The organism is Bacillus sp. FSL R5-0709, assembly GCF_038004785.1.
Lineage (GTDB): Bacteria > Bacillota > Bacilli > Bacillales > Bacillaceae_G > Bacillus_A > Bacillus_A mycoides.
In genome coordinates this window covers 2486387-2499854 of sequence record NZ_JBBORT010000001.1, presented here as the reverse complement: position 1 = coordinate 2499854, position 13468 = coordinate 2486387, and the positions used below count along the sequence as shown (strand labels likewise).

At 33.0% G+C, this 13468-nt stretch carries 11 protein-coding genes; 6 read left to right on the top strand and 5 right to left on the bottom strand.

The annotated features are described in order from the left end of the window. Window positions 1-120: 120 nt before the first annotated feature. The gene (locus MKX37_RS27445) at window positions 121-255 is read right to left on the bottom strand and encodes a hypothetical protein (RefSeq protein ID WP_372362209.1); all 135 of its coding nucleotides are present in this window, start codon (window positions 253-255) and stop codon (window positions 121-123) included. A gap of 216 nt (window positions 256-471) precedes the next feature. Here MKX37_RS27445 and MKX37_RS12680 point away from each other — a divergent pair, with 216 nt between their 5' ends. Next, the gene (locus MKX37_RS12680) at window positions 472-1137 is read left to right on the top strand and encodes a response regulator transcription factor (RefSeq protein WP_000800741.1); all 666 of its coding nucleotides are present in this window, start codon (window positions 472-474) and stop codon (window positions 1135-1137) included. Beyond that, a complete protein-coding gene (locus MKX37_RS12675; protein WP_002168308.1) occupies window positions 1130-2602 on the top strand; it encodes a sensor histidine kinase in 1473 nt (490 codons plus the stop codon). Before MKX37_RS12680 ends, MKX37_RS12675 begins: the two co-directional genes overlap by 8 nt. 57 nt (window positions 2603-2659) lie before the next feature. Here the strand turns inward: MKX37_RS12675 and MKX37_RS12670 are convergent, their stop codons facing one another. Further along, window positions 2660-3952 carry a hypothetical protein gene (locus MKX37_RS12670; protein WP_078422425.1) on the bottom strand — a complete coding sequence of 431 codons (1293 nt, stop codon included), beginning with the start codon at window positions 3950-3952 and terminating at the stop codon, window positions 2660-2662. Between the two features lie 469 nt (window positions 3953-4421). Between MKX37_RS12670 and bla the strand changes: the two genes are divergently transcribed. Beyond that, window positions 4422-5354 (top strand): class A beta-lactamase, encoded by a 933-nt coding sequence (gene bla / locus MKX37_RS12665; RefSeq protein WP_078422564.1) that lies wholly within the window; start codon window positions 4422-4424, stop codon window positions 5352-5354. 257 nt (window positions 5355-5611) lie between these two features. Here bla and MKX37_RS12660 read toward each other — a convergent pair whose 3' ends face one another. Next, a complete protein-coding gene (locus MKX37_RS12660; RefSeq protein ID WP_003189466.1) occupies window positions 5612-6289 on the bottom strand; it encodes an ABC transporter ATP-binding protein in 678 nt (225 codons plus the stop codon). 11 nt (window positions 6290-6300) lie between these two features. After that, the gene (locus tag MKX37_RS12655; protein WP_078422563.1) at window positions 6301-7731 is read right to left on the bottom strand and encodes an ABC transporter permease; all 1431 of its coding nucleotides are present in this window, start codon (window positions 7729-7731) and stop codon (window positions 6301-6303) included. 513 nt (window positions 7732-8244) lie between these two features. Here MKX37_RS12655 and MKX37_RS12650 point away from each other — a divergent pair. The 3 genes from MKX37_RS12650 to MKX37_RS12640 all read left to right on the top strand — a co-directional run bounded on the left by MKX37_RS12650 (window position 8245) and on the right by MKX37_RS12640 (window position 11896). Continuing rightward, the gene (locus MKX37_RS12650) at window positions 8245-8706 is read left to right on the top strand and encodes a GNAT family N-acetyltransferase (protein ID WP_078422562.1); all 462 of its coding nucleotides are present in this window, start codon (window positions 8245-8247) and stop codon (window positions 8704-8706) included. Between the two features lie 382 nt (window positions 8707-9088). After that, complete coding sequence (locus tag MKX37_RS12645; protein WP_078422536.1) at window positions 9089-10090, top strand: alpha/beta hydrolase; 1002 nt, start codon at window positions 9089-9091, stop codon at window positions 10088-10090. Window positions 10091-10939: 849 nt separating this feature from the next. Beyond that, the gene (locus MKX37_RS12640; protein ID WP_078422535.1) at window positions 10940-11896 is read left to right on the top strand and encodes an alpha/beta hydrolase; all 957 of its coding nucleotides are present in this window, start codon (window positions 10940-10942) and stop codon (window positions 11894-11896) included. Between the two features lie 88 nt (window positions 11897-11984). On the opposite strand, the gene MKX37_RS12635 is transcribed toward MKX37_RS12640, so the two are convergent. After that, on the bottom strand, window positions 11985-13439 hold the full coding sequence (locus MKX37_RS12635; RefSeq protein ID WP_078422534.1) for a pyridoxal phosphate-dependent decarboxylase family protein: 1455 nt from the start codon (window positions 13437-13439) through the stop codon (window positions 11985-11987). Window positions 13440-13468 lie beyond the last annotated feature (29 nt).

Below are 13468 nucleotides of genomic sequence, written 5' to 3'. Positions count from 1 at the left end.
AGTTGTTATTTATGTGAGAATAACGATCAAACAGAGTAAAGGATTTATTTTCACCTTCCCGGAGAATTAATTCTAGCCTTAGAATCCAGTTGTTTCTCTCCAGATCAATTAAATGCTCAACTACTTCGAATGTATTTCAAGTTCCTTCCTCTTCATTACAATGTAGCCATTCGCCGGATAAACTAGATAAAAAAACTCCAAAGTTTGTGGCACACGCTCTAGAATTACAGTAGCTTCTTTTATATTGAAATTCATTTCCTTTTCTCCTCTTGGTAAAGAAGTAAAAGTATATTTTCATACAATTCAAGAAATTACACCCGATTTACATTATTATACATTAGTTTTACTTAAATATTAATGTTCATTTTATTGAACGTGGAGCTAACACAATAATCGTCTTGTGGAATCTCCTAATTTATCTCCACATAAACTCCAGATAGTAAGGCTATAATGACTACCAGAGGTGATATTATGAAAAACTATCATATTCTCGTGGTAGAAGACGATCAAGAAATTCAGGAATTAATTAAACAATTTTTAATGACACAACAGTATACAGTTGTAGTTGCATCAGATGGATTAGAGGGTATGACACAATTTAATAAGCAATCCTTTGATTTAATTCTTCTAGATGTAATGATGCCCAATCTTAATGGATTTGAAGTATCCAAGATGATTCGAAGTCAGTCAAACGTACCAATTATTATGCTAACTGCATTGGAAGAAGAGGAAGATCAAATGAAAGGGTTCGATCTTGGAATCGATGATTATATAACAAAACCCTTTTCGTTTCATGTTTTGATTAGACGAGTCGAAGCTGTACTTAGAAGAAGTTATGATAAAAATGTAAATAATCATTTGGTATTTAAAGAAGTGCGTATCGATGTTGATGCATATAGAGTATATGTAAATGACGTTGAAATTTTATTAACGACAAAAGAGTTTGAAATTCTACAACTACTATTTCAAAATGAGAGAAAAGTACTCACAAGAGAAAATATCGTAGAAAAAGTTTGGGGGTACGATTATTTTGGAGAAACACGAATAATTGATACACATATTAAAAACCTACGTAAAAAGTTAGCTATCCCTTATATTAAAACAATAAAGGGTATTGGTTATAAAATTGATGAATAGTATTGTGAAAATCATGAAGATGAAGCAAATTACTTATAAACTCTTTATGACTACCTCTCTCATTTTGTTATCCTTTGCAGTATTGATTTATTTAACTTTATACTTCTTTCTCCCTACGTTTTATGAGCAATACAAAACAGATCAACTTCAAACAGGGATAAAAGAAATCATTGATAAATCTAAAGATCTTACGTTTCAAGATGCGATACCACTTTTTGATGAATATGCAAAAAAAAATAATGCGATGCTTTATCTTCAAAATAATGAGGGAATAATTAAATACTCTCCTTCATTTTCTTTTACTCAAAATGGTTCGCAAACAACAGTAGTTACTAGAGCCACACGGTTCGAGAATGCAGGTACCCTTAGCAATTCATATAACGTTACGAAACCAATTCAATTCCAAGATGGTAGTTTAACGCTTATAGTCTTTGCTACATTTCAACCAATTGATGAAGCTTCACAGGTTTTAGTACGCTTTCTCCCCTATATTAGTATCATTGTACTCATAATTGGTGTAGGGAGTGCTTATTTCTATTCCAGGTTTATTACAAAACCACTTATTTATATTAATGAGGGTGCACAAAAGATGGCAAATTTAGATTTCTCCGAAAAAATTGAGGTTCGCTCTACAGATGAGTTAGGAGAATTATCTAATAGTTTGAATGACATGTCTATTAACTTACAACAAGCTATGTTTGATTTAAAAAAAGCAAATCAACAATTAAAAAATGATATTGAAAAAGAACGAGAAATAGAAACAAAACGCAGAGAGTTTTTTGCGATTGTAGCACATGAATTAAAGACCCCTCTTACTGTAATGAAAGGATACTTAGAAGGGATGATATACAATATTGGCCCTTATCAAAATCGTGATCAATATTTAAAGAAAAATCATCAAATTATTGAAAGTATGGAACAATTAGTTCGTGAAATTTTAAGCATGTCGAAATTAGAACAACACACCTTTAAACTAAAAGTAGAAGAAGTTAATCTTTCGAAGTTAATAGATACAATCACAAAAGATCTCGAATTTTTTGCTTCTCAAAAAAGCATCCAAATAATAAAAGAAATTGATTCTGATCTTTCTGTTTATACAGATCGTGTTCTTTTTGAAAAAGCATGTAAAAATATTATCCATAATGCGGTTATGTATTCACCACATAATGAAAAAGTCTATATAAAGTTAAGTGAGGATTCTAAACAAGGTCAAATCAAAATGCAAATTATGAATACAGGTGTCAATATTAAAGAAGAGGATATACAACAAATTTTCAAACCATTTTATCGAATTGAAAAATCAAGGAATCGAAATACTGGAGGAAGTGGTTTGGGGCTATATATTGTTAAACAAATTCTTGAAACGTTAGATATAAAGTATTCTATAAAGAATATGGAACGTAGTGTACAATTTAGCATGAACATTCCATTATCTAAACAAAAAACAAACAAACTCCCCTCTTAGTAGGACGAGTTTGTTTGTTTTTTGTAATTTTAGTATTGATATTTTTCGAGTTACTTTTTAAGCAATATTGGGATTAGCTTTTTTACCAATCCACATACCTAAGCCCACCATGCCAAGCCAACAGCAAATTGCTAACATAAACATCAATCGTTGTACGGATAACCCTTCAATCTGCATTTGACCCTTCCCAACAATTGTTTGGAAAAGTTGCGACCATTCGACATCGTAAAACACCCCTACTCCCACAATCACAATCAATATAAAAAATTGTAAAAATATATTCCCCATATTTCTCCATGTTGTGTAAATGAGTAAAGAAAGCTCTCTATGTGTAGCATTCACCACATATACTTTCATATTATTTTGAGAAGAAATACTATTAATGGCATAGCTTCCAAATGTAACGCTAAGGACTATAAATATTGGAGAATAAAACCCGAATATCATGATTAAAGTACTTACTAAAAACAAATGGATTGGATTAACTTTCTTAGCAGCTTTGATATCTAAAAATATGGACATCAAAATCCCTAATAGGTATGGTCCAACTACAATGAAAATACAGGTTAACATGTTATAGAAAGTAAAACTATAAAAAATACCCATCAAAAATAAATATCCATTTCCTAATCCAAGTAAAAATGATTCTGCCTTTAAGCGAATTGGTAAAGAAGATGAAAGTTTATGAAAGAACTTTCCTTTCAACAAACTCAAAAACATGAAACAAATAAGCGCTATAGAAAGTAGAAAAAAATAAAAAATATATTGTTCATTATTTATGTTACGACTTGTTCGAATCAAAAGAATAAGCATTGAGACAAAAAGAAACTTTCCTACAACCGATACGATGGAGATAGGTAAAAGCCCTTTGGCTAACTCTGTTCTCGGCATTTTTTTTATAGCAAAAAGGATACTGATTAAACAAATCCCATATATGCATGTTATCAGCGGCGGCGATAAAAAACTAATCGCTAACAATACGATTATTAGTAAAAGAAAAACGATACCAATAATAATCGCTTGTTGATTTTTATTATAAACCTTTCCCCCGCCTTCCACATGTAGAAACAATAAAGTACTCGTCATGGTAGAAATTGTACTAACTGCAAAACCAGAAAATAACGCACTTATTTCTAGCCATCTTGAACTCCATCCAAAGAAAGTAACACTAAGTAATGATACTATCAGAATAGAAACAGTCCAATATAAGGAGCGGTGAATCCCAGCCTTATTCACAATAGGTATCCAGATAAACACACCCGTCATATAAGTTGTATAAAACAGGATTGATGGCCAGTATCCCTCAAAGCCTTTCGAAATCTGTAATCCATAAACAATGTAAATAAGCATGGGTGTAAAGATAGTCGTTATTAGTAGACTAAATGTAGTTATACTTTGCACCACAAGTCTTTTTTGCTTTGTCGTATGTATCGTATAACACCTCACTTAAAATGAAATCAGTAGTTGTTATTACTTATTCTGTCCGGAACGAGGTTGTTATATATGCGCAATCCAATTGAAATTCCCCTTACGAGGTAAACTCAATCTAAATCCACATCAAATTAAGTGGCGTGCAAAAAAGGTGGATTTTGTGATTTTTATAAATAAAATTAATGGATATATTCAAAACCTTAATCATAAATGGAACAAATGTGTTACTTAGATTGTCTATTACGTATAAAAAAGGTGCTTTTGGTAGTTCTCTCATTTTGTAATGCAAGAAACACAAGATGAGTGCTATCCTGTGCATTTGTTAATTGTATAGGTATGTAAAATACCTATACAAAATCCATATATTCTTGAAAGAGGTTGAAAATGTATGATAGTTTCAAAGAAGTTTTTTCACATCGCACATTATAAAAAGATGCTCCCTGTAGTATTACTTTCATGTGCAACGCTTATAGGCTGTTCCAATAGTAATATTCAATCCGCACCACCGAAACAAACCAAACAAGAAAATACAAGTAATCATTCTTTTGTAAAGCTGGAAAAAGAATATGATGCTAAACTTGGTATTTATGCATTAGACACAGGTACGAATCAAACCGTTACTTATCGTTCAGATGAACGGTTTGCATACGCATCTACCCACAAAGCCCTTGCTGTGGGAGCACTGTTACAAAAGAAATCAATAGAAGATTTAGATCAAAGAATTAAGTATACTAGCAAAGATCTTGTGAATTACAATCCAATTACTGAAAAATATGTAGATACAGGTATGACTCTGAAAGAGCTTGCGGATGCTTCCATTCGATATAGCGATAATACTGCACAAAATCTTATTCTTAAACAATTAGGTGGGCCAAGTGAATTCAAAAAATCACTGAGAGAAATAGGAGATACTGTCACAAATCCTGAACGTTTTGAACCAGAATTAAACGAAGTGCAGCCAGGAGACACTCGTGATACTAGTAGCCCAAAGGCATTAGCTACTAGTCTTCAAGCATACGCGCTAGGCGATATACTTTCAGTTGAGAAACGGAACTTTTTAATAGATTTGATGAAAAGAAATACTACGGGGGACAACTTAATTCGTGCTGGAGTTCCAGGAGAATGGGAAGTAGCCGATAAGACCGGCTCTGGGTCTTATGGAACAAGGAATGATATTGCAATCATTTGGCCACCAAATAAAAAGCCAATTATTCTTGCGATACTTTCTAATCATGCGAAAGAAGATGCGAAATACGATGATAAACTTATTGCAAATGCAACTAAAATAGTGTTAGACGCTTTAAAAGTAACGAATAAATAATTACTCCAAAGAATGACTTAGTTAAAATTCATATTTCATTTGAAGACCGTTGATATTGAAAGAGTACAAAAAAGAACCTGTAGAATATACTACAAGTTCTTTTTCAAAAATTGTTAAAAAGGGAATAACAAACTATCTTAACATTCAATACAGGGAGACCATTTTAATTATGGCTTGGTTATATTGTATATCAAATATAAATATTTGAAGAAACTAATTTCGAAAATTATGTGAATTAAAAAACTAGGGTGTTTATATTAAATTTCGTTTACTACCAACTTCTTCTTACTTAAATAGACTGCACGGTCTGATTTTTTAGCAACTTCCTGTGAGTGCGTCACAACAATAATACATTTATTTTCTTTATGTGCAAGTTCTTGAAACAGTTCTATTATATCCATTGCCGTTTCTTCGTCGAGGTTTCCTGTCGGCTCATCCGCAATCAGTAAATCAACATTACAAGATAACGCTCGAGCGATTGCAACACGCTGCTGTTGCCCGCCACTTAGTTGCAGAACATTTCGTTTCGCTTCTACTTCTGTAAGTCCTACTTTCTCTAATAATTCTAATGCCCTTGCCGTTTTATTTTGCACTTTAACACCTGTAATTTCCATTGCTGTTAAGACATTTTGAAGAGCACTCATATAGGTAATCAAATTATAAGATTGGAAAATTACCGATACATTTTGATTACGGTACCGATCCAAACCAATTTTTCGAATATCCTTTCCATTAAATAGTACATAACCATTTTTAGGTATATCTAGCCCACAACCTAAGCTAAGCGTAGTGGTTTTACCAGATCCGGATGGTCCTAGAATCGTGTAGAAATGTCCTTTTTGAAAAGAAAAGTTAACATTTTCTAGTATCGCTACTTTTTTTCCGTTACTTTCATAATAATAATCTAAGTTTTTAAATTGTAAAATCGTCTCCATATCGAGCCTCCTTATTCATCTTTTAAAAGAATTTGTTTTGGATTCAGGCGTAGAATAGATAATGCTGGAAGAAGCGTTGCTAATATAGCAATAGCTAGTCCAATCCCCCCCATTTTCCCTACATCTTCGCCTGTTACACTTACATTAATTTTATCAATTGGATCCTCTTTTTGATTTTGTACAGTTCCACCAGGTCCAGCTACCATTACAGTTCCATTTTGTGAGGTGTTTGTTTCTTCTCCTGCTGTAGCAATTTCACTCGAAAGTAAATTATTCCCTATGAATTGAGAAATTTTTGCTCCTGTTGTTATGGATAATCCAAATGCTAAAATAGCGATACATACTACTTCTACTACGAACTGCGCCATCAGTTTCCACTTTTTCTCTCCAATGGACAATAGAATCCCCATTTCCTTACGACGTGCTTTAATCGATAACATAATGATTAACCCTAAAATAATCGCACCTGCAATTGATACAATATAAATAATCATTTGAGAAGTTGATGAGATATTTTCGATAGGCCCAATCATTTGTTTGTACAACGAATCATGTGCATCTAATTTATAATAATTAAAATCAATATCAGATTTTTTTGCTTCTTCTTTAAATGCTTCAATGTTTTGTGGATCTTTCAAGAAATACACGACTTGAATGCTACTTATACCTTGATTTATTTCTAATTTTTTCATAGTTGAATGCGGCATATATAGTTTATTAGCTGGATCCATTATAGGAGGAGCTTGTTGCCCCATTGCTTGCTCATTCGTTTCGTAAATACCGATAATTTCAACCTCCAGGGTTTCCTTCTTATCCCCTGATTGCACTTTAACTTTGTCTCCTACTTTCAAGTTGTTTAATTCCGCTAATCGTTTTTCCATTAAAGCTACATTCTGATCTTTCATCTGTTCTGTAATTGGTTTCCCATCAATGATTTTACTTTTTCCATTCTTAAAGCTTTCTTGTAATGCAGTTTTGCGAACTCCCTCAATCATAAAAGAAGAATTCATATCTATTTCTGTACCGGAGCCTGAACCGCCTCGTACAGCCGCCATTCCCACCTTACCTTTTCCTTCTTCTTCTCCTTCTGAAGCTCCTACTAGTTTAAGTCCGTCAGAAATTCCGAGAGTGCTAGTTATGTAATTATAGTCTTTTACATACTTTGACTTCGCTAATTGATCTGCTTCTTTTGTATTAAGCTTCGGTGGATTAGGCATCTCTCCAGTTTCTCTAGCTTGTTGACCTAATTTGTCAAAATCAAGACTTAAAGTAACATCTGCACCGAGTTTTTTTCTTGCTGCATCAGCAGCTTTTTTTGATGCATTTTGGATTGTGAATCCTGCCAACACCAAATTTGTAACAATTAGGAAAACCGCCATCAAAATTAATGATGTTCCTACTCTTTTTTTCATACTGAGAATTGCTCGTTTCATAAAGTTCATTTTTTCTTACCTCCTTGATAACTTGTATTCTATATAGGTTATCTAGAGTCTATATGGAGCTAATCGGTAGTTTATCTAGAGATATAAGGAGTTTATGTGTAGTTATTCATTGACCTGGTCAAGAAAGACCTGAACACATATTCAAAAACGTAATCGTTTTTGAATATTGGCAAGGAAGTTATGGCTTTAGATAGCATTGAATGAGAGCATACAAATCCATGCTTATTACGTAATTTCTATACAACAAATAAAAACCACCCTATTTGAATGGTTCTATGTGTGCTTGTTAAATATGAAAATTCATTAAAGAATATGGAGGTTTTTTGAAGTTGGTCGGATTTTCTAATAATAATATTGTGTTAAAAAGCCTAAATTATAATTTTATTAGTTAGGCTTTTATGCTATCTATAAGAAAAAGTTATAGAGACTCATAATATTTTATAATTTAACCTATTGTATTTAAACAAGTAAAATAAAAGTAACAAGTGCATACATTAAGGAGGTTTTTTGATAGTGACAGAAACTATAACATTTAGGATTGCAACGGCAGATGATTTAGATGAAATTGTAAAAATACTTGCTGATGATGTTTTAGGAAATAAAAGAGAGCGCTATGAAACACCACTCCCTGATAGTTATATAAGAGCATTTCATGCTATTGATTGTGATCCAAATAACGAGTTGATTGTAGCGTGTGATGGGACGGAGATTGTCGGTATTCAACAAATTACATTTACGCCTTACATTGTACGTCAAGGGGGTTGGAGAGCTACAATTGAGGGTGTACGGACAGCCTCATCAAAACGTGGTAAAGGTATAGGAAGTAAACTTATTAAATGGGCTATTCAACGTGCTAAATTACGGGGATGTCATTTAGTACAGTTAACAACAGATAAAGAACGACAAGAAGCTTTACACTTTTATAAGAAATTAGGTTTTAAAGATTCTCATGAAGGATTAAAACTCTTTCTCTAATGAATATAGCTATTTATATACCAAAAAGACGTATATTGTAAGGTTAATTAACTATAGGCTTCGAAAATTATGGTAACTATCACTGTATTAAATATACAAATTGACACATTGTCTTTCATATAAATTACGTCACTTCAAAAGGTTGGAAAATAAGCAAGTTAATGTTCTCTTTTATGAATGAGAATATTAACTTGCTTTTTAGGTTTTTGTAAAAGATATTTATAGTTTTATTTTATTGATAGCTTTATAATATAATATACAAATTCTCCACCTGTTTTATAATTCAAGCATCTACTATTAGAAAAAGAGAATATTTTACAATTAATTTACAGCATAAATTTTGTCCATCTTTTAGACGATATGTATTTTGGAGGAGGTTAATTTGATTTTTTCAAAACTCATTGATCGATACGCCTTGTATGATTTGCACAAAAAAAGAAGTGTAAAGTTTCAGTATACTTCTCTTTCTAACACCTCACTATATATAAAGGACATAGAATTTTTTTATAAAGTAAAACCATCTCATATTCATTTTAACATTAAGCATTTAAAACAAGAAAAGGAATACATGGTTGGACATTTCAAATATAAAAGCTCGGTTCAATCTGGTGATTCACGCAACGATTCTGTCACTGGAGAATTATTTTTACATAAAAATGAAAATGCACCTCATGTCATCTTTGTTCACGGTTGGAGAATGGATTCTAACGAACGTGTAAAAAAAATATTCCACGACCATATGACCAACTTGAAGTGGAATATGTATTATTTCACTTTACCATATCATTTTGACAGAAAACCGAACCAATCCCTATACAGTGGAGAGTACATGGTAAGTGCCAATGTTGAACGAACTGTAGAAGCAACTAGACAAGCGGTAGCTGATTTACGAACTTTGATCAAATGGATAAAAGAAAATAAAAATGGTCCCTTGATTTTAATAGGAATCAGTTTAGGTGGAGTTATTACTAACTTAACATCTCTTGTTGAACCAGAAATTGATGTGTTAGCATCCATTTTCTACGCGAATCGACTCTCATATTCAATTTGGAAGACAAATCCAGGTAAATTTATTAGAGAAGATTTGGAACATCATGGTGTTACGTATGATGATTTAATAGCTTATTGGAAAATCACTGAACCGAGTCAAGCGTTACCAAAAGTAAAAAAAGAAAATATTTTATTAATTTCAGGTAAGCACGATCTACATGTGCACTCTGAGGATACGGACTATTTGTGGGAATCCTGGGAAAGACCTACGCGATATATTTATACATGCGGACATGCCGGGATTGTTCTTAAACGTAAAAAAATTGCAACTGATACTATCAATTTTATTCAGAATCGATTGAACTCCTCACACTTCCCCAAAGACATACCTTAAAGTGAGGGATTACTAAGTATAGAATCTTATACTTGTAATCTTTCATTTTATACCAAGTTCATTTCATATGGAAAAGGGTTACTCATCATTTTCACCAGGGGCTTATTTTTATAAAAAGAAATTATTGTTGTTTACCCTTTATATGCAATATTACATATAAAAATCTTTAATTGTTCTGTTATAATTTTAAGAGTAAATTATTCATCCATTAATTTACACCATCCATATCTACAGTTATGGAAACCCTAATTACATATAAAAAAGAGAAGAACTTTGGTGAGTTCTTCTCTTTTTTATATTTTTTTAAGATTACTATCCAAAGTAATTATTGCAATTACTTTAAGCTGGCTTTTGAATTATAAATTCTGATTTTCATACTTCTTCATGAGTCTAGATAAGAAAAAAGAATCTACTCCTTTTCTAGCCAAATAAAAGGAATTTTTTTAAACAGTTATTTTAATTTGTACTGTTTTCCTATATTAATGCCTGCCCATGAGTATTTCCCTGAATTATATATTAAGGAATGAAAATGGATTAATTCTTTCCGAGTATGAATTCGAATAGGTATCACTTGCAATATGTCATTAAAATAAAAAGGATTATCACTTGGTTTAATTAGAAGACTAAGTGTACATAAATACAACGACATGAAAACACTTTGCTCCTAAATCCACTACTTGTATTATTGGTTGCGTGAAACTCCTTCTTGAGAAAGGTTTTAATTTCCGAATATTCTGTTGACTGTTATCGCATATCCAATTTACAATTTAATTGTGATATTTTTTCACAATTAAACTACTTAGAATACACTTCATTTATTCGAAAACAATTACAAATAGAGGTGCTAAAATGAAAACAAGAGTAAATCCAGAGTTATTACAAGGGTTAGAGATGTTTCCAAATCTCGATTTACACCCGGAAAACTTGCAATCAATCAGAGAAGGAATAGCTCAAATGAGACCACCTACCGTTGTTGATGAATCCCTTTCGTTAACAGATGAAATCATTGTTGGACCTGATGATAATCCGTTACCATTAAGAATTTATCGTCCAAAATCAAATAATGAACCTTTACCTGTCTTATTATGGATACATGGTGGTGGTTATATCTTAGGGTCTATAGATGATAACGATGATACTTGTATGAGGTTTGCAAAAGAAGCTGGCTGTGTGGTCGTGTCTGTAGACTACCGCTTAGCACCTGAACACCCTTACCCAGCACCAATTGAGGATTGTTATTCAGCTTTAAAATGGATTGCTGATAATGCGAAGTCATTAAACATTGATTCGAATCGAATTGGGGTTGCAGGAGTAAGCGCTGGAGGTGGACTAACAGCAGCATTATCATTATTAGCCCGAGATCGAAAATATCCTTCAATTTGTTTACAGATGCCACTCTATCCAATGATTGATGACCGAAATAATACACCTTCAGCGAATGAAATTAAAGAAGGATTTGTTTGGAATCAAAAGGCAAATGAAGCTGGTTGGAAAATGTATTTAGGAGAAATGTATGGAACAGATCAAATCCCTGTCTATGCAGCGCCTTCTCGAGCAGAGGATTATAGTGATTTACCATATACTTACACATTTGTTGGTCAATTAGATCCATTCCGCAGTGAAACATTAACCTATGTAAGCAAACTAGCGCAAGCTGGTGTTGATGTCGAGTTTCATTTATATCCAAATGCCTATCACTGGTTTGAAGGGTTAAATCCAAATGCCGATGTATCTATTTACGCTGTAAACGAAATGGTACAAGCAGTAAAGACTGGTTTCAAAAGAGTCTCTAAGGTTGAGGCTTAATCCCTTTACAAGAAAAACACTCGTAAATAGTATAATAGCCGATTCTCATTTAGAATCGGCTATTAATATGTAAAATTCACCTAATATATCAAGGCTGAGAAACAGATATAAGATGTTTAGGCGATGTGTTTATTTCCTCTGCCAACGCCTTAATGCTCATCATGATTTGAAGTATTTCTTCTAATGTTGTCCTCGGGTTGATAGAGCAAAGTCGAATTACTACTTTTTCTTTTAATTTAGTCGTACTTAGCATAGCAAATCCTCTTTGATTAATTTCTTCCACCAGTTTTTTGTTTATTTCATGAATTGTTTCTGTAGACGTTCGCTTACAAGGAATATAACGAAAAGTAACAATTCCTAATTGGGCAGGTGTTACTACTTCCCAATCTTTTTCTTTCCTTAAAAACTCTTCAACTTGTTCAGCCAACATAATGCCATGATCTATTGCCTCACGAAAAGCTGTGACTCCAAATGCTTTAAAAGAAAGCCATACCTTTAATGCCCTAAATCTACGAGAAAGTTCAATTCCACGCTCCCCAAAATTCACTTTTTCTTCTATATTAGTTTCCGTATCCTTAATATACTCTGGGATCATACGGAACGTTTTACTTAAATATTGGCTATTGCGAATGAGTACACAACCAACATCATAAGGCTGAAAAAGCCATTTATGCGGGTCTAACGTCAAAGAATCAGCACGATGAATTCCTCTTAACACCTCCCTTCCTTTTTCACTGAGAATTGCTGCAGCCCCATAAGCACCATCCGCGTGTAGCCATACATCTTCATCACCACATAGATCAGCCAATTCATCGAGGGAGTCCACCGCTCCGCAATTCGTTGTCCCTGCATTAGCAATAACACAAAATGGTTTTTTCCCTTTTAATCGATCTTCTTTTATTTGCTTTCTTAAAGTACTAACTGAAATTCTTAAATCTTCATCTGTTTCAATTCGGCAAATTTGATGATGTTTAAAACCTAATACTTTAAGTGCTCGATCTACAGAAAAATGAGTTTGGTTAGAAAAATACACAACCGCATTTTCTACGTCATTATTCAGCTTGACCTGTCTCGCTACAGTAAGTGCAGTCAAATTAGCCATGGAACCGCCACTGACAAATAGCCCTTCAGCTGAATCAGGGAATCCTAGCATTGATTTTAACCAGTTGATTGTCGTTAATTCAATTTGTTCAGCACCTGCACCTACTATCCAAGCTGTAGGAAATACATTAAACCCACTTGCTAAAAAATCTGCTATTACACCAACATAATTATTAGGACCTGGCACAAAAGCCATAAAATGAGGATGATCCACATGAGTAATTTGATTAAACACATTGTTATTAAGAAAATGAAGTAACTCTTTTGGATTGGATCCGTTTTCTGGAATCGTTTCAATTAGCTTGTCTCTAAAAATATTACTATCAATCGTTTCCGAAACTGGTTTACTTTTTAAATGATTCATATGATCAACAATCAAGTCCACCGCTTGATATCCTAACTGACGCATCTCTTCGGCTGATAACTGCAAGTTTTTTGTCATTTGGTTTACTCCTATTCTATTTAAAAAGG